This window comes from Verrucomicrobiia bacterium (genome assembly GCA_036405135.1).
Classification (GTDB): domain Bacteria; phylum Verrucomicrobiota; class Verrucomicrobiia; order Limisphaerales; family JAEYXS01; genus JAEYXS01.
This window is the reverse complement of sequence record DASWYF010000016.1, coordinates 20,304-37,274: the sequence shown is the minus strand read 5'-3', so window position 1 is coordinate 37,274 and position 16,971 is coordinate 20,304. Positions and strand designations below refer to the sequence as shown.

The 16,971-nt window shown below is 56.2% G+C and carries 14 protein-coding genes; 5 read left to right on the top strand and 9 right to left on the bottom strand.

What is annotated here, in order from left to right; genetic code table 11:
- Positions 1 to 33: 33 nt before the first annotated feature.
- The 4 genes from VGH19_07615 to VGH19_07600 are packed head-to-tail and all read right to left on the bottom strand — an operon-like array spanning position 34 to position 6,208.
- A complete protein-coding gene (locus VGH19_07615) occupies positions 34 to 1,458 on the bottom strand; it encodes a DUF1501 domain-containing protein (GenBank protein HEY1171215.1) in 1,425 nt (474 codons plus the stop codon).
- 4 nt (positions 1,459 to 1,462) lie between these two features.
- On the bottom strand, positions 1,463 to 4,012 hold the full coding sequence (locus tag VGH19_07610) for a PSD1 and planctomycete cytochrome C domain-containing protein (protein ID HEY1171214.1): 2,550 nt from the start codon (positions 4,010 to 4,012) through the stop codon (positions 1,463 to 1,465).
- A 10-nt stretch (positions 4,013 to 4,022) separates the two neighbouring features.
- Entirely contained in the window at positions 4,023 to 5,666 is a 1,644-nt protein-coding gene (locus tag VGH19_07605; protein ID HEY1171213.1) for a LamG-like jellyroll fold domain-containing protein, read from the bottom strand.
- Positions 5,663 to 6,208: a sigma-70 family RNA polymerase sigma factor gene (locus VGH19_07600; protein ID HEY1171212.1), complete on the bottom strand. Its 546-nt coding sequence runs from the start codon at positions 6,206 to 6,208 to the stop codon at positions 5,663 to 5,665. Before VGH19_07600 ends, VGH19_07605 begins: the two co-directional genes overlap by 4 nt.
- A gap of 159 nt (positions 6,209 to 6,367) precedes the next feature.
- Between VGH19_07600 and VGH19_07595 the strand changes: the two genes are divergently transcribed.
- From VGH19_07595 to VGH19_07585, 3 genes are read left to right on the top strand one after another with little or no spacing between them, the layout of a single operon-like run.
- The gene (locus tag VGH19_07595; GenBank protein ID HEY1171211.1) at positions 6,368 to 7,618 is read left to right on the top strand and encodes an MFS transporter; all 1,251 of its coding nucleotides are present in this window, start codon (positions 6,368 to 6,370) and stop codon (positions 7,616 to 7,618) included.
- Positions 7,619 to 7,622: 4 nt separating this feature from the next.
- On the top strand, positions 7,623 to 8,765 hold the full coding sequence (locus tag VGH19_07590; protein HEY1171210.1) for a M20 family metallopeptidase: 1,143 nt from the start codon (positions 7,623 to 7,625) through the stop codon (positions 8,763 to 8,765).
- A gap of 17 nt (positions 8,766 to 8,782) precedes the next feature.
- The gene (locus VGH19_07585) at positions 8,783 to 9,742 is read left to right on the top strand and encodes an amidohydrolase family protein (protein HEY1171209.1); all 960 of its coding nucleotides are present in this window, start codon (positions 8,783 to 8,785) and stop codon (positions 9,740 to 9,742) included.
- 248 nt (positions 9,743 to 9,990) lie between these two features.
- Here the strand turns inward: VGH19_07585 and VGH19_07580 are convergent, their stop codons facing one another.
- From VGH19_07580 to VGH19_07570, 3 genes are all read right to left on the bottom strand, one after another.
- A complete protein-coding gene (locus VGH19_07580; protein ID HEY1171208.1) occupies positions 9,991 to 11,124 on the bottom strand; it encodes an aminotransferase class V-fold PLP-dependent enzyme in 1,134 nt (377 codons plus the stop codon).
- Between the two features lie 91 nt (positions 11,125 to 11,215).
- Positions 11,216 to 11,767, bottom strand: coding sequence for a redoxin domain-containing protein (locus VGH19_07575; protein HEY1171207.1), 552 nt, complete (start codon positions 11,765 to 11,767; stop codon positions 11,216 to 11,218).
- 43 nt (positions 11,768 to 11,810) lie between these two features.
- Complete coding sequence (locus VGH19_07570; protein ID HEY1171206.1) at positions 11,811 to 13,067, bottom strand: sialidase family protein; 1,257 nt, start codon at positions 13,065 to 13,067, stop codon at positions 11,811 to 11,813.
- A 129-nt stretch (positions 13,068 to 13,196) separates the two neighbouring features.
- On the opposite strand from VGH19_07570, the gene VGH19_07565 reads away from it, so the two are divergent.
- Both VGH19_07565 and VGH19_07560 read left to right on the top strand, forming a co-directional pair.
- On the top strand, positions 13,197 to 14,471 hold the full coding sequence (locus tag VGH19_07565; GenBank protein HEY1171205.1) for an NAD(P)/FAD-dependent oxidoreductase: 1,275 nt from the start codon (positions 13,197 to 13,199) through the stop codon (positions 14,469 to 14,471).
- Between the two features lie 76 nt (positions 14,472 to 14,547).
- On the top strand, positions 14,548 to 14,958 hold the full coding sequence (locus VGH19_07560; GenBank protein ID HEY1171204.1) for a hypothetical protein: 411 nt from the start codon (positions 14,548 to 14,550) through the stop codon (positions 14,956 to 14,958).
- A 197-nt stretch (positions 14,959 to 15,155) separates the two neighbouring features.
- On the opposite strand, the gene VGH19_07555 is transcribed toward VGH19_07560, so the two are convergent.
- Together VGH19_07555 and VGH19_07550 are read right to left on the bottom strand one after the other, a co-directional pair.
- Positions 15,156 to 16,049: a hypothetical protein gene (locus tag VGH19_07555; protein HEY1171203.1), complete on the bottom strand. Its 894-nt coding sequence runs from the start codon at positions 16,047 to 16,049 to the stop codon at positions 15,156 to 15,158.
- Positions 16,050 to 16,205: 156 nt separating this feature from the next.
- A complete protein-coding gene (locus tag VGH19_07550) occupies positions 16,206 to 16,850 on the bottom strand; it encodes a hypothetical protein (protein HEY1171202.1) in 645 nt (214 codons plus the stop codon).
- Positions 16,851 to 16,971: the final 121 nt, after the last annotated feature.

Sequence of the window (16,971 nt, the reverse complement as noted above, 5' to 3'; positions counted from 1 at the left end):
AGTGAGAATTCTCAAAACTCTCACGCTCTGACATCACGCAAAAATATCCGCAACTGCATGCCCGCTCACATCCGTTAACCGGAAATCCCGTCCCGCATAACGATACGTCAGCTTCTCATGGTCCAAGCCAAGTAATGCCAAAATCGTCGCGTGCAAGTCATGCAGATGCACCTTGTTCTCCTGCGCGAACCATCCGTAATCATCCGTTGCGCCATACGCGATGCCGCCTTTCACGCCGCCACCCGCCAGCCACATCGTGAAACCCTCGGGATTATGATCGCGCCCATCCGGCCCGCCCTGCGCCGTCGGCGTGCGACCGAACTCCCCGCCCCACACCACCAGTGTATCCTCCAGCAACCCGCGCGCTTTCAAGTCCGTCAGCAATCCTGCGATCGGCTTATCCACCTCCAGCGCATTCTTCGTGTGCCCCTTGCGCAAGTTCCCGTGCTGATCCCATTGCACCTCGCCATCACTATGCGTCACCTGGATGAACCGCACGCCGCGCTCCGCGAACCGCCGGGCCATCAGACATTGCCGCCCGAAATTCTCTGTCACCTTGTCATCCAATCCGTAAAGTTTGCGCGTCGCATCCGTTTCACGGGAGATATCCTGCGCCTCCGGCATCGCCATCTGCATGCGAAAGGCGAGCTCAAAGGAATTCAGCCGCCCCTCCAGTGCCAAGTTCGGCCCCGTCTGCTTCAGATGATCCCGATTCATCTGTCCGATCAAATCGATCTGCGCCCGCTGCTGCGCCGGAGTCAGACGCGAATTGCGGATATGCTGCACCGTCACCTTGTCCGCCGGTACTGTCGCATTGCCCAGCGGCGTGCCTTGATATGCCGCTGGCAGAAACGCCGCGCCCCAGTTGTTCACACCACCATGTGCGAACGTCGGGCAGATCGTGATGAACCCCGGCAGGTTCTGGTTCTCCGAGCCCAATCCATACGTGACCCATGAACCCATGCTGGGTCGGATGAAATTATCACTGCCCGTATGCAGCTTCAGCAATGCCCCGCCATGCGCTGCATTCGTCCCGTGCAGCGAACGGATGATGCACAGGTCATCCACACACTGCGCCACATGCGGAAACAATTCGCTCACCGGCAAACCACTCTTCCCGTAGTTCTTAAATTTCCAAGGTGACTTGAGCAATTCACTCGTCGGCGCGAACTGCACCCGCGGCTTCTCTCCCGGAAACGGCTTGCCATCATCGCGATCCAGCAACGGCTTCGGATCAAACGTATCCACATGCGAAGGACCGCCCTTCATGAACAGGAAAATCACCCGCTTCGCCCGTGGCCGAAAATGCGGATGCTTCGGGGCTAATGGACTCACCTCTGCCCGCGCTTCACCTGTCATCAATGCCGATGCCGCCATCCAGCCAAAACCCGCCGCCGCACCTTGCAGCATCTTCCGCCGCGAGATCATTCTTCCCGGTAAAAATTCAGGCGTATTCATGACTTCAGTTCAGATAGATGAATTCATTCGCCGCCAGCAAAGTCTGGCACAACGTCGTCCACGCTCCCTTGCGCGCCACTGCCTTATCCCCCTCTGCCGCCGAGGCAAATGTCGCCAAAAACTTCTCCGCCCGTTTACGTTCTGCTGCCGCTGGCAAACGTCCGTAAGCTTTCACATACGCCGCATCCAATCGTTTCGCATCCGGCATTTTCTCATCCGCCAGCAATTGCTCCGCGAACTTCTCCGCCGACTTCACCACCAGTTCGCTGTTCATCATCAGCAACGCTTGCGGAGCGACCACCGTAGAACTGCGATTCCCATTCGGCACCGCCGGATCGGGATAGTCAAATTGCTCGAACAGGTCGTAGAGATGATTCCGAATGATCGGCATATACACCGCGCGACGCGGACTTTCATACGTCGTCGCATCCTTCGAGGTGTGATTGAAAACAAACTCGCGATTCTTCAGCGGCAACGTCTTGCCCCCCATCGTCAAATCCAGTGAACCCGCCACCGAGAGCAACGCATCGCGTATCTCCTCCGCTTCCAATCGTCGCAATGGAAAATGCGCCAACAACCGGTTCTCCGGGTCCGCATGATTCGGTGCCCCACTGACATTCGCTTCCATCTGATACGCGCTGGAGAGCATGATCGTGCGGTGCATCGCCTTCACGCTCCACCCTTCCGCGATGAACTTCCGCGCCAACCAATCGAGCAATTCCGGATGCGTCGGCTTGTCACCCAGCACGCCAAAGTTATCCGTGCTCGCCACCAAGCCCTGCCCGAAATGCCAGCGCCAGATGCGATTCACCATCACGCGTGCCGTGAGCGGATGATCCTCATTCGTGAGCCAACGCGCCAATTCCATCCGTCCACTCTGTTTCTCGCTAAACTGCGGCTTCGTCGAGATCGTCATCACCAGCGGCACACCACGCGCAACCGGCTTGCCCAGTGAAAGATGACTGCCGCGGATATGCACTGGCAAGGTCTTCAAAATATTCGTGCTCTCCATCACTCCCATGGTGCTCGGCAGTTCCGGTGTGTCCTCCTCCATCTTCTTTAGATCCGCCCGCAGCTTCGCCAACTCCGCCACAGTATTCGTTGGATACATCTTCTCCGGCGTCTTCGGCAACGTGTTCGTCTTAAGTGTCACCAGCAGCACTTTGTTCGCTTCCGCGATGTAATTCGTGATGGAAACCTTATGCGCCGTGATCTTCGCTTCGTAATCCTTCTTCGTCTGATAATCCTCCGGCAACGCCACGACCGGCTCATGCCACTTCGCGATTGTCTTCCAGTCATCCATCGTGTGCGTACTCTTAAAGATACCTGCAAGCGCGTAGTAATCCTCCGTCGTCACCGGATCAAACTTATGATCGTGACACCGCGCACATCCAAACGTCGTCGCCAGAAACGCCCGCCCCAGCGTATCGATCTGCTCATCGATCATGTCCATCTCCAGCTTCGTCTTGTCCGCCTCCGCGAGCAGTTTTGGCCCCATCGTCAAAAAGCCTAGCGCCGTCAACCGCTCATGTCGCACCGCGATATCTTCCGAGCGTGGCAATAGATCGCCCGCGATCTGCTCCGTCAAAAACTGGTCGTAAGACTTGTCCTTGTTGAACGCATTGATGACGTAATCGCGATACCGCCATGCATTGCCGAACGCGACATTTTCATCGAGCCCGTTGGAATCCGCATACCGCGCCACATCCAGCCAGTGACGCCCCCAGCGCTCCCCGTATTGTGGAGAGGCCAGCAACCGCTCCACCACTTTCGCAAACGCACCCGGTGAACGGTCCGCCAAGAATGCGTCAATCTCCTGTGGCGTCGGCGGCAATCCGATGAGATCAAAAGTTGCCCGCCGAATGAGCGCCCGTTTATCCGCCGGAGCCGCAGGTTTCAGTTTCTTCTCCTCCAATTTCGCCAGGATGAACGCATCCACTGGAGATTGTACCCACGCACTCTTGCGCACCGCTGGCACTTCCGGCTTCGCCATCGGCTGGAACGACCAAAACTTCCGTCCTTCCTCCAGACTCATCCCCATCTTCGCTGCCGTCGCCTTCGCCGTCTTGATGCGTGGATCCGGCGCACCCATCTTCACCCACGTCTCCAGATCGCGTATCTGCGCCTCGCTCAAGGGATTCTTGGGCGGCATTTGCAGATCACGATTCTTATAGCGCACCGCCTCGATCAAACGGCTCTTCTCCGGATCACCCGGCTCGATCGCCGCTCCCGTGTCACCACCCTTCAACCAGTCCTCGCGCGATTCCAGACTCAACCCGCCTTTGATCTTCTCCGTCGCGCTGTGACACTTGTAACACTGTTCGATGAATATGGGCCGTATCTTCTTCTCAAAGAAATCGACCTCCGCCGAAGTCAGCTCTTTCGCCTGAACCTCGCCACCCAGCAACGAAAGCACTGCTACAAAAATGACAGCAGCATAGGAAAGCTTGAGAATGCTCCATCTCCCTCTCTCCTCGGAGGGGAGAGGGCCGGGGTGAGGGGTGCCGGGCTCCCCTTCGATCACCTGTTTTGGTATGGAGGCTTTTTGATGCATGACGAAATACTTATTCCGCTAGCTGCTGGATTTCCGCTTCGGTTAAGACGCGCGCCACCAGTCCAAATTCATCCATGCTTCCCGCAAAATTACGGATCGGTTGCTGCACTTTCTCTGGTGCCGGAATCCAGTTGCCCAATTCCACCAATCCCGGTGCGAGAGTGATCGGCTTCGTGATTGGATGCGTGGAATACACTTTTCCATCCACATAGAAGCGCACTTCCTTGCCTTCTAAATCATACACCGCCGCCAGATGCACCCATTGGCCAAAACGCTCCGGCGTAAACACCACCGGGCTGATGTAATCCTGCCAGATCACCGGCTCTGCATTCGCCCCCACCCGACGCGACCCATCGCCCACCCCCAGGCACAGCGAACCATTATGCAATATCTGCCAGTGCATGTAACCCGCCCCGATGCCCTCGCTCATACACAGTGAACTCTGCCGCACATTCAGCCCATGAAGCTGGATGCTCGCCGTCAGCGTCAGTTGCTTGTAAGTGCCTGGAATGTTGAACCGCACGCGGTCGCTCAAGCTGCGGAATTGCAATGCCCGCTTGCCCGGCCAACGCCCTTCCGTCCACGTGCAACCCACGATACTGCCCGCCGCGATATCCTTTCCGTTCAACGCCGTATTCCGCAGAGAACGCGAAGCTCCTTCATCCTGAAAGCTCAGCCAGAGCCGCGTATCCGCATCCTGCTGCCAACGCTCCGTATCTGTCTGCCACAACTCAAACGCCTGACGACGCGATTCATTCACCCGCGCATCCAGATTGCGACTGAACGCAAACGCGCTTTCATTCGCCACCAATGCCTTTGCCGATTGTGTAAGATCCGCGGCCGCACCGGTCGTCAGCTTCCGCATCTGCGCCTGCGGCTGATACAGCTCCACTTCACCATTGAAGACGTGCAGTTCGGAAGCGGCATCGCTCAGATCGAGACCGAAATCCGTGCCGAGATCCACGATATCCCCTTTCGGCGTGCCTAGCTTGAACCCGCGCGCATGCGGCGGCACATGCGCACTGAAACGGCCCGACTGGCAAAACGCCTCACCCGCCGAGATCAACCGTATCTCCGCCGGTCCTTCGATGCACAACCGCGCCCCTTGGAAAAACTCAATCTCCGCCACGCCGCTTTGCAACTTCAATACACCCGGAGACAAAGGCGCATTCATAGAAGGCATCATGCCGCTCTTGTCCCACACAACATTCGCACCGCGCATCAAAACCGCCACGCTGGCGGTTGTTGCTTCTGCACGAACAACCGCTGCCGGATCGGTCACTACAGTTGAACCATTGCGCGATGCTATCGTATCAACCGGCACAGTTTTAGGCCACAACGCCCAAGCCAGCGCTCCAATCACAATCCCCGCTGCCATGGCGCTGACGCTCCGCCACAAACCGGTATTAGCCGCCGAAAAATCAGCCTTCGTCACCTTACTCGTGATCGGTATCTGTTCTTCTTTCTGAGATTCCTTCTGCGCCCAGCCGAGCAATCCCGTCTCCGTATCCTGAAACACAAACCACAGCTTCCGCGCCTCTGCTGAACCTTTCAGCAAAGCGCACAACCGTTCATGATCTTCCGGCGTGATCGTGCCATCCGTCTTCGCGACGAATAGCTGGTGCAACTCTTGTTGATCGATTGGCTGGCTCATGCCTTTGCCTCCTGCTCCATACGTCGACGCACACACTCACCCAGCAACCGCCGCAAGATCACCAGTTTGTTATAAAGCGTCTGCGGCGCACGTCCCAACCGCTGCGCCAAGGCCTCCACCTGCATGTCATTCAGATAAAATTCGCGCACCAGTTCGCGCGAGGGCACATCCATTTCCTCAATGCACCTCTCCATCGCCTCAAAACGGGCATCCCGGTGCTCCAAGTCCGCCATCCGTTCCTCAGCCAGCCGCGCCATCAATTCATCGTCAAAGTGCAGTTTGGAACGCGCCGCCATCCGTTGAAAATTCTTGGCCTCGTAGAAAGCGAAGCTGCTCGCCCAGGCAAAGAAATCCAAGGTCTGGTCAAACTCCGCGAACTTCCGCCACATCGTCAGGCTCGCCCGTTGCAGCACATCCTCCGCATCCGCGTTATTACCCAGCATCACCCGCAGGAACCCCAGCAGCCGCCCATGCGTCGCGTTCAGCAGCGTGATGAAGCGCTCGCTGGGCTCGGCTACAGGTTGATTCTGCTCTGGCATCATCACGTATTGTATGGCGATACCGCGAACTTACCGAAAAATTTTCATTAAAGCAGATAAATCTTTCAAACGCGAAAAAGGGGTTGCGCTGGCTGCAATCATCCCCCTAGGTTGCGCCCCGTCCCCGTTCAAGCGTCTATTCTTTAACCAACCGAAGAAAACGTGAATCGCTCCGCCAAATTCACCATTCTCGCGCTCCTGGTGCTGGCCGTGGGCATCAACTACATCGACCGTAGCGCCCTCCCCATCTCAGCTTCTGACATCTCGAAGGAATTCAAACTCGATAAGATCGAGATGGGCCATTTGATGTCCGCGTTTTTCTGGAGCTATGCACTTTGCCAACTCGGCGCGGGCTGGCTGGTGGACCGGTATGATGTGAAATGGGTGTATGCCATCGGCTTTTTCGTATGGTCCCTCGCTACCGCAGCGATGGGTATCTTTACCGGATTTGCGGCGTTCTTCGCCTTACGGCTGATTCTGGGCGTAGGGGAAAGCGTCGCCTTCCCCGCCACGTCTCGTATCCTGGCGGCTAACTATTCGGAAGAACAGCGCGGTTTTGCCAACGCACTCGTCGATGCCGGCTCAAAAATAGGTCCTGCCCTCAGCATGATGATCGCTCCCAAAATCGTGGCGCTCTACGGCTGGCGCGCACTATTCCTGATCGTCGGATTGGGCAGCCTTTTCTGGCTCTTACCTTGGTTGCTGCTCGTACCTTCCGAAAAGCGCAAAAGTCACTCCACCGATGCGCCCAAACCTGCCGCGCCAGCCATCGAGTGGTCTAGCTTGCTCTCCCGCAAAGAAGTCTGGGGCACCTCGCTGGGGATGTTCTGTCTGGGTTACGCCTGGTATTTCCTCATCAATTGGTTGCCCGCGTATCTGGAAGAAGAGCGCGGATTCTCCAAGGAGTCCATGTCCACTCTGGGATCTCTACCTTTCTGGGCCATGGCGGTCACTTCCCTGATTGGCGGCTGGTGCTCAGACAAATGGATACAGCGTGGCACCAGCCCTACGCGCGTCCGCAAAACATTTATTATCGCCGGTTTTCTCCTGTGCGCCACCTTCATGGTACCGGCGGTCATGGTGCATGACGCCAAGTTGTGCGTAGCCTTTCTCTGTGCCGCCTGCGCTGCCTTGGGCTTCTACACCTCCAATGTCTGGGCGGTGACCCAAACCCTCGCCGGACCTTCTGCCGCCGGCAAATGGACCGGTATCCAGAATTGCATCGGCAACATGGGCGGTGCGGTCTCCCCCATCCTGACCGGCTGGCTGGTGACCGAAACCAAATCGTTCGCCATCGCCTTTGCCGTCTCCTCAGCCGTGCTGGTCGTGGGCGTCGGTGCCTACCTCTTCATGATCGGACGCATCGCTCCGATCGATTGGCAGGCCGAAAAAGCAGCACCCCAACCTTCGTGACATCATGAGCAACCATCCCGTCATCAACACGTTGGCCGACATGGTGCGCATCAAGAGCATCAACCCGGCCTATGAAGGCGGCGTTTCTGAAGCAGCGATGGCGGCTTATGTCGGCGAGTTCTTCCGTCAACGCGGTATGGAAACGTGGGAGCAGGAAGTCTTTCCAGGCCGCCCTAACTGCATCGCCAAGTTACCCGGCAAAGACCCTTCCCGCCGTATCGTGTTGGAAGCACACACAGACACCGTGTCTGTCGTCGGCATGACCATCCCGCCCTTCGAGCCAACGATCTCCGAAGGGAAGATTTACGGACGCGGCGCGTGCGATACGAAGGCTGGCTTGGCCGGGATGATGCACGCCATGGCCGCGCTGAAGACGGAAGGTTTCACACCGCCTTGCGAAGTCTGGCTCGCCGCCGCGGTGGATGAGGAATACTCCTATCGCGGTGTCGTAAAACTTTGCGAAGGCCTGACCGGTCACGCCGCCATCGTCGCCGAACCTACGGAGATGCGCCTCGTCGTCGCCAGCAAAGGCGTCCTCCGCTGGCGCATCCGCGTGCAAGGTCGCGCCGCACACAGTTCCAAGCCTCATCTCGGCGTGAACGCCATCACGCACATGGCCCGGCTGGTCCTCGCCTTGGAGGAAGACCATAAGCAACTGGCCGCATACCCTCATCCCCTGCTCGGCCCTGCCACCTGCAATGTCGGCGTGATCCACGGAGGTGTGCAGGTGAACTTCGTGCCGGATACTTGCGCCATCGAGATTGACCGCCGCTTGTTGCCCGGCCAAAAGGTGGAAACCGTCCTCGCGCATTATCAACGCTTGCTCGATGAGCTCACCGCAAAGCATCCCGGTTTCGTTGCCAGCATGGAAGCTCCCATGCTCACCGATGAAGCACTGGATACGCCGCTGGATGCACTGCCCACTTTGTTAGCCGGTGAGATCTTGAAAGAGCTTGGCCTCAACGGCACTCCTTGCGGCGTCCCCTTCGGCAGTGATGCCAGCAAGCTCTCACGCCAAGGCTTGCCCTCGCTCGTCTTCGGTCCCGGCAGCATTGATCGCGCTCATGCCGCTGTGGAATACGTGGAGATCGATCAAGTGATCCAAGCATTTGAGTTTTATCGCGAATTCATCCGTCGTTTCGAATGACCAACACCAACCAAGCCATGAAGACTCCCGACTCCATCGCCGCGAATCGTTCGCTGACACGCCGTGATTTTCTCCAAGCTACGGCTCTCTCTGCCGCGGCTTTGGCCGTCGGTTGTAAAACGACTTCCGCACCCGCCCAAGGCGGCAAGGATATCGATGCCCATGTGCATGTGTGGACGCCGAATCTCAGCCGCTATCCCATCCATAGTGATTTCAAGGTGGCGGATATGCAGCCCGCAAGCTTCACGCCGGAGGAACTATTCGCGCACACCAAACCGAACGGTGTCGTCCGCATCGTGCTCATCCAGATGAGTTTCTACCGCTTCAACAATAACTACATGCTCCACGTGATGCTGGAGCATCCGGGCGTTTTCTCCGGTGTAGCGGTGATCGATGAGCATCAGCCCAAGCTCGATTTCCAGATGCGCATCCTGAAAGAGCGCGGCGTGCGCGGCTTTCGCATCCATCCCGGCAAACAACGCGTGGACGCTTGGATCGGCTCACCCGGCATGGCCGCAATGTGGGAAGCAGCAGCCGATCTCGGCCTCGCCGTCTGCCCGCTCATCAACCCCGAAGCCTTGCCCGCCATCGACAAGATGTGCGCGAAATATCCGAAGACCCGCGTGGTGATCGACCACTTCGCCCGCATCGGCGTGGATGGCAATATCCGCGATGAACAGGTGGATGCATTGTGCAGCCTCGCAAAGCATCCTCATGTATATGTGAAGACTTCCGCCTTCTATGCACTCGGGAAAAAGCAGCCACCTTACACCGATCTCGGTCCGATGATAAAGAAAGTGCGCGATGCCTACGGCGCCAAGCGCCTGATGTGGGCCAGCGATTGCCCCTATCAAGTCGATCCCGGCCATAATTACTCCGACTCCATCGCCCTCATCCGCGAGAGATTGGATTTCTTAACGAAAGATGACCGCGCCTGGATGCTGCGCAAGACGGCGGAGAAGGTGTTTTTTAGCTGAAAACATTCGAGGCACTGGCCCAAAGGGCCAAGAGACTCCAGCCCAAGGCAGCCTTCGCCCCAAGCGAACGCTGCCTTGGGTAAAGCAATCACTAACAAAGTGTGCCCTGACAGGGCACCAGACCTTTTTCAATACGATTCAGTAAGACCTTCTCTGGCGGCCCTTCAGGCCGCTCTTTTTTGCAACATCTTATACCCAAGGCAGCAAAGCTGCCTTGGGCTAGGCTCTGCTAGCCTTTCAGGCCAAACTCACAGCCGCTTCAACGCCTCACCCAACACGCTCAGCAACTTTTTCACATCATCCGATGTATTGTAGCCATGGAGCGCGATGCGGATACGCCCCGCATGATGCATCGCATGGATCTGCTCCTTCTCGAGTGCTGTATTCAACTCGGTTGTCTGCGGATGGCGGAAAGCCAAAATACCCGTCGGCAAATCCGGCTGATGCGGCGCCATCGGCTTCAATCCCAGTTCGATCAAACCACGATGCGTCTCTGCCACCAACGGATTAGCATGCTTTGAAATCGCTTCAACTCCGACCTTCTCCAGATAGCGGAGCGAAGCATTCAATGCGTAGAGCGAAACAAAGTTAGGCATACCCACAGAAAAACTCGCTGCCCCTTGCTTAGGCACAGCGCGTTGAAAACGATCCGCGTCGAAAGCGTTCGTGAGATGAAACCAACCGCCTGCATTCGTCGTAAGCCGCGCAGCGCGATGCTGTGGAATCCCGATGACACAACCACCATGGATACCCAGTGTCCACTTATGCGTGCTGGAGATCATGATATCCGCATCCGCACAATCCATTACCACGCGACCCAGTGCCTGAGTAATATCCACAGAGATCAACGCATTGGGCGCCAACCGCCGCACGGCATCCCGCACCGGCCCATAGGCCACGCGGAAGCCGTTGTAAAAGCTCACCAGAGATATCTGAACGAGCCGCGTACGCTCATTCAGCAAAGGCAGCAAATCACTTATCCGCAATTCCCCCTCAACCGATTGCCACAAGCGCACCGTAGGCGGATGAACCGCTCGTAACCACGGTGTTGTGCCTGTTGGGAAATCGATATCCGTTACCACCACCTCATCGCCCGCTTGCAGATTGAGCGCTGTGGCGAGGAGATTGTAAGCCTCCGAACTGCAGGAGCAGAAAGACACCTCGGACGTCTTTAATCCAATCATGCGCGCACTGATCTCGCGACAGGCTTCCACCTGCGCGTAATGCTGGTCGCGCCCTTTCATTCCTTTCAGCTTGTCCTGCCAATACTGCTGGATGGCCTCGCCCACGCACAGCGGCGGGATGCTCTCGGCAGCGGTATTGAGATACGTAAGGGAATGAAGTCCCGGAAAATCCTGACGGCGGCTTTCGTTGGTAAACATGGCGATGCTATGTTTGGAACGCTTAAGCCCGCAGAATATTCATCCTGAATGCGGATTCAAAGTCCGAAACATAGATCACCACGCCATTTCACTACTTGGACAGTTGCCCAATCTTTGCCTTCAACTGATCAATCGGATACCGGTCCGCATTGTTCTTCCCCACATGACGGAACACTTCCTCACCCTGAGGATTGATAAGAATCAACGCCGGATAATGCACCACCTGCCCGTGAAACTTGTAGTCATCCGGTATCTTTAAGTCCTTCGCCAGTTTCGCATCCGGATCACGATAGATCGGATTCTGCTTCAGCAAGTCACCGGGAATTTTGGACGTCCATTGGCGGATATCCGCCTCCTCGTCCGGCTTGATGAACACCTGCACCGTATTCGGCAGATCTTTCCCCTGCGCAATGTATTCGCGCGTGTGTTTCAGGCAGATCGGGCATTCCGTCTTCAGCAAAAAATGCAGCACCACGAATTTCCCCTTCTGCGCGCTCAGTTTGAAATCCTCGCCCGCAGGCACGGCCTTCAGCGTAAAATCCTTTACCAGTTCAGCCGCCTTGGCCGTGACCGTCAGTAAGGACAGGATTACAACGAGTGAAAGCTGTTTCAGCATTGAACCCATGTGAGATTTTGCATTCATCAGCGATAGGAGTATCGGGATGAACACTTTATTCCCCGAGACCCTAAACTTTATTCCAATCCTTGTTCGGTTTCGACCACTTGATCCGCGCGGCATAGACGCGGTTATCTGAGCCATACTTCATGGGAATGGCATAATCGGACGGATTCGGCCCTTTCGTCTGCATCCACTCCGCCACCGTTACCCACGTCTCGTGTTCATTCACCTCCACCACACCGAAGTTTCCAAGGCGTGCTCCCTTCTCCGGTACGATTACCTGTTCCGTAGCGCGAATGACTTGCAGTTTCTCTGTGTCCACTTGTGCCATGAAGAGTGGCGCGCGATGCCGCATCACGTGATCGTTGTTCGCCCCACGGCGCGTATAGACCAGATAGAGCGCCTCACTGTGCGTCACCCAATGTTGCTGCGTGTTGTAATTGCCCAAGTCCGTGCCGTCATCCCATGTCCATTTCTTCGGCTCGTTGAACTTCAAGCCATCGATACTCACCGCCACATAACCCACCTGGTCATTCCGCATGGTCAGGAAGTAACGCCCCTGATGTTTCGTGAGCGATGGCTCATAAAGCCCGCGATCGATCGCCACGCTCAACTCGCTGCCATGCTCCACATAACTCAGCATCTTGCCATCAAACGTACAACGCAGCACCGTGGTAGAATACGCTTTAGCCTCCTGTGATTTGAAATAGATCGGCAGCAGGATATCGCCATTCGTCAAATCCACCCGCTGCACACACCCCGCACCTGAATTGTAAAACTTACCACCCTCCGGCATCGCCATCGTGGCCCAATGCGTCCATTTACGCGTCTGTTCATCGTAAATGGAATAAGGCGTCTCCCGTCTGCGATTCGCCACAACCTTGTCATTTTGATAACGCGCGGTGTGGCCGATACCCAAGAGCTTCTTCGTCTTCGCATGCCACTTGGGCGTGAAATCACAGACCGCCACAATACTTCCTTCCGGCTCATCCCGTCGGCCCAATGTCTCTGCATGTTCCACCGGCTTCGTCCACGTTTTACCGAGATCGTCCGTACGGATATCATTGAGCGGCAGAAAAACATCGCTCCCCGTCAACAGCAGCTTCTGCATCGTAAGCACCACTTTGGGCGTTTTGCCGGGAATCGCTCCAGCTCGCGGATGCACCCAGCAAGTTTTCTTGTCGAAACCAGAACTGAGGACATCCAACTGGATCTGGAAGTCCTTGCCCGTCGTCGCGGCACGCGCGAACTGGGGAGCCAACGCGACATATGAAGCACCACCTATGATGGACGCCAAGAAAGCTCTGCGGCTGGCTGATTGCATAAGTCGAAAATAAAGCCGCCTCAAGGTCTGCTGCAAGCTTTGCCCTGCAAGCGAGAAAACTCCGTCTTATCATCCCATGAAAACAACGAATTTGCTTTATTTTGAGGGGCAGCGGACAGTTTCAGTGTTATGGAGACTCGACGTCCGCATATCGTGGTATTGGGCGCCGGTTTCGGTGGGTTGACCTTCTGCCAGAAGTTCGCCCAGCCAGACGCGCGCATCACCTTAGTTGACCGCCAGAATCATCACCTGTTCCAGCCGTTGCTCTATCAGGTGGCCACTGCCGGCCTGTCTGCCCCGGAGATCGCCCAGCCCATCCGCTCCATTTTGTCTGACCGCGATAACGTCACTGTGCTGCTCGATACGGTGAAGGATATCAATCTGAAGCAGCGTCAGGTAGTGCTAGAGAGCAAGACGTTGGATTACGATTATCTCGTGCTCGGCCTCGGCGGGGTGACGAGTTATTTCGGACATCCCGAATGGGAAGAGCATGCACCGGGATTGAAGTCTTTGGATGATGCCTTGCGCATCCGGCGCGAGGTGTTGCTCGCGTTTGAGAAAGCAGAGAATGAGCCGGATAAGACGGAGCATGATCGTCTGCTCACTGCCGTCGTCGTGGGCGGCGGGCCTACGGGTGTGGAACTCGCGGGGGCTTTCGCTGAATTGGCTAATCATGTGTTGCGCGATGACTTCAAACACATTGATCCGACGGAAGCGCGGGTGGTACTCATCGAAGCGAGCCCGCGATTGCTCGGGCAATTCCCGCCTGAACTCGGTGATAATGCGCGGCAAACGCTGGAAAAGATGGGCGTGGAAGTGCGCGTGAATACGAAGGTGAAGAACATCACGCATGGTGTGGTAGAACTAGAGGATGGTCGTATCGAGGCAGAGAACATCATCTGGGCGGCAGGTGTGGGTGCAAGCCCGCTGACAAAAAAACTCGGTGTGGATCTGGACCGCGCTGGTCGCGTGAAGGTGGCGCCGGATTGCAGCGTGCCGGGTTATCCGGAGGCGTTTGTGATCGGGGATATGGCAGCGCTGGTGGATGCGAATGGCAAGGTGGTTCCCGGCGTGAGTCCGGCGGCGATGCAGATGGCGGGGCATGTCGCAGACATCATCGAGGATGAGTTGCGCGACAAGCCGTTGCCACCAGAGAAACGTCCGGCGTTCAAATATTGGGACAAGGGTTCTATGGCGACGATCGGACGTTCTGCAGCGGTGTCCAAAATCGGCAAGCTGGAGATGACGGGGTTCCCAGCGTGGTTGATGTGGTTGTTCATCCACTTGGTGTTCCTGGTGGGATTCAGGAACAAAATCGCAGTATTGTTCCAGTGGGCGTATTCTTATTTCACGTATAAACGCGGGTCACGGATTGTGACGGGGTTGGATGCTAAAGCGCGATAAAATCACTGTGCAATTGTAAGTGCCCGTTTCGAGTGACCTGTTATTCTGCTGGGAGCCTGAAACGGGCAAATGCGTTATGGATGCTTCTTCAAATCAACTGGCGCTGATTCAGCAAGAGCTGCGGTCTGGCAACAAGATCGGGGCGGTGAAGTTGTATCGTGAGTGGACTGGGGTTGGTTTGGCAGAGGCGAAGGAAGCGGTGGAGCGGATTGAGGCGGGCAAGCCGTTGGATGTCCCCCGCTCTGCTTCTACTACTGATATTCCTACTACGATTGTGCCGGAACGGGTGGCGTGGATTCAGGAGGCGCTTTTCCAAAATAACAAGGTCAAGGCGATCAAATTGTATCGAGAAGGAGCGAACTGTCAGTTGAAAGAGGCGAAGGAGGCGATCGATCGGTATGAGGCGAATCTGAGGACGACTTCGCCGGAGAAGTTTGCGGCGAAGCCTTCGGTGTTTGTGAAGTTGTTGAGGATGCTTAGGGCGTGAGGATTTACGATTTTGGATTTACGAAGGACGAGTCGGAGGTGTTTTCAGCAAAGACTGAGAAGTGGGGTGAAAGGCAGTTTTCTAATGGCCGGTTCGATTTGTGAGTCCGGCGGTAAAGACAGAAGTTAGGGCAAAGCCGCAGCTTTGCCCCACCATGAGCAGGCAACAGCCTGCGTTCGACGAGCATCCTACGCTACTTATTCTTTAAGATAGTTTTCCAGGCGTTTGCGTTGTTCGTCGGTGAGGGGTTGCCATTCTACTTTTACGTTGGGGAAATCTTTTTTCACTTTTTCGACGTCGGCTTCGGTGATCTGGACTTCCCAGAGGTTGAGCAGTTTCAGTTTGGGAAGGGCTTTGAGGACTTTCAGGCCTTCGGGAGTGAAACGGGATTCGCCGATGCGGAGGGTTTCGAGTGAAGCCAGTTTGGTGAACTTGGGCAGAGAGGCGTCGCTGAGGCTTACGGGTTTAGGTGCACCACCGCGAGGGAGACGCTGCCCGATGCGGAGGGATTTCAGGTTCGTGAGTTTGGCGATGTGGTCATTGCCCGCTTCAGTCTGATAGGTGTGCCAGGTGGAGAAGTCTTTGAGTTGCGTGATGGTAGCGATGGCGGCGAAGCCTTCATCACCCATGGAGATGCCTGCCACAGTCATACGCTCGAGCTTGGGGCAGTCTTTCAGGTAACCGAAGCCCACGCCGGTGAAGCCTTTCTTGCCGAAGGAGGTGTGAAAGAAGGAGGCGGTGCGGAGATTCTTCAACTGCGCGAGCGGTTTCAATCCTTCATCGGTGACATTGATGCGATCGCTGCCGAACGATTCCAATTCGGTGAGGCCAGCGATGTGCAGCAGCGAGGCATCATTCAGATTGGTGCAGTTATTGTAGAGCGTGAGGCTCTTCAAGCCCTTGAGCTGACCGATGGCTTTGAACTCGGTTTCACCGAGCTTGGAGCATTCGTTGAAGGTGACTTCGGTGACGGTAGTGCCCGTGGTCTTGATCTTGCCGCCGAGGGCTTGGAGCTGGGTGGCAATCGCGGCATCGTCGGCGAAGGCGCTGACCGAAATGCAGAGAAACGCAAAGGCGATGAAATGTTTCATAGTGGAATGCCGGGATGGTTTGGGAAGAGAAGCTGGGTGTCAAGCAGAGGGAAGATATCATCAACCGAGCGGAGGCAAGCGAATGTGGGATGAACCTATAAAAAAGACTCACTCGAGCCTTAGAATTGGGAAGTCAGAGCCTCCTCACGTCGACTGCTACGATTGAAGCGCCTGCTCCAGCGCATCCCCCATTTTCTGCGCCGAAGACTTCACGCGATTGCCGAACCGCATCAACTCCGGAATCTTCCCCGGTGATTTCATCAACGTCCACGCGAGCTTCCCGAAATTCATCGTCATCTCCGGCGTCATCAACTCATTGAAATTCAGCGGCAGATTTTCATTCGCCGCATCCGAGATCACGCGGAACGTCGCCGCCGGTATCCCCTGCTCCGCGCAAATCTGCCGGATGATGCCGGACTCCATCTCCACCGCATCACATTTCGTTTGGGCAAAGAGCGCCGCCTTTTCCTGTGCGGTGATGGCAACGGTTGTAGCGCAATGATAGGTGCCCAGTTTGCCTCCCGCTTGCAGCAGCTTTTGCGTGAGCGGAAAATCAAGTGAAGCATCCAGCACCAACGCTTCCGGTGCCAAAGCCGGATTCAATCCCCCCGCATACCCACATGTGATGGCACAACCCGGCTTCCCCTCCGCCAACGCCGCCAAAAACTGCTCCCGCGCATTCTTCGCCCCCATACCGGTGACGACGAGGCGGATATCTGGACGATTCGCCGCAAAAGCCCGGAACGGCGCGGCTTCTTCCTTTACAGCGAAGCAGATGAGAATTTTGGATTGCTCAGACATCGTATGCCACAGTGACAATCAAATGTGACGAGCTTGATACGATGCAGCCCCGCGAGGGTAAAGGGAAATGTCGCCCACCCATGACTTCTAAATCCAGAAAGCAGGCGTCAAATGTTCTCCC

What these genes read in the sequence shown, in the direction of transcription:
- VGH19_07605 (HEY1171213.1), bottom strand. Translation starts at nt 5,666, where the DNA reads ATGAGCCAGCCAATCGATCAACAAGAGTTGCACCAGCTATTCGTCGCG.
- VGH19_07580 (HEY1171208.1), bottom strand. Translation starts at nt 11,124, where the DNA reads ATGTTTACCAACGAAAGCCGCCGTCAGGATTTTCCGGGACTTCATTCC.
- VGH19_07610 (HEY1171214.1), bottom strand. Translation starts at nt 4,012, where the DNA reads ATGCATCAAAAAGCCTCCATACCAAAACAGGTGATCGAAGGGGAGCCC.
- VGH19_07565 (HEY1171205.1), top strand. Translation starts at nt 13,197, where the DNA reads ATGGAGACTCGACGTCCGCATATCGTGGTATTGGGCGCCGGTTTCGGT.
- VGH19_07575 (HEY1171207.1), bottom strand. Translation starts at nt 11,767, where the DNA reads ATGAATGCAAAATCTCACATGGGTTCAATGCTGAAACAGCTTTCACTC.
- VGH19_07550 (HEY1171202.1), bottom strand. Translation starts at nt 16,850, where the DNA reads ATGTCTGAGCAATCCAAAATTCTCATCTGCTTCGCTGTAAAGGAAGAA.
- VGH19_07560 (HEY1171204.1), top strand. Translation starts at nt 14,548, where the DNA reads ATGGATGCTTCTTCAAATCAACTGGCGCTGATTCAGCAAGAGCTGCGG.
- VGH19_07570 (HEY1171206.1), bottom strand. Translation starts at nt 13,067, where the DNA reads ATGCAATCAGCCAGCCGCAGAGCTTTCTTGGCGTCCATCATAGGTGGT.
- VGH19_07615 (HEY1171215.1), bottom strand. Translation starts at nt 1,458, where the DNA reads ATGAATACGCCTGAATTTTTACCGGGAAGAATGATCTCGCGGCGGAAG.
- VGH19_07600 (HEY1171212.1), bottom strand. Translation starts at nt 6,208, where the DNA reads ATGATGCCAGAGCAGAATCAACCTGTAGCCGAGCCCAGCGAGCGCTTC.
- VGH19_07590 (HEY1171210.1), top strand. Translation starts at nt 7,623, where the DNA reads ATGAGCAACCATCCCGTCATCAACACGTTGGCCGACATGGTGCGCATC.
- VGH19_07555 (HEY1171203.1), bottom strand. Translation starts at nt 16,049, where the DNA reads ATGAAACATTTCATCGCCTTTGCGTTTCTCTGCATTTCGGTCAGCGCC.
- VGH19_07585 (HEY1171209.1), top strand. Translation starts at nt 8,783, where the DNA reads ATGAAGACTCCCGACTCCATCGCCGCGAATCGTTCGCTGACACGCCGT.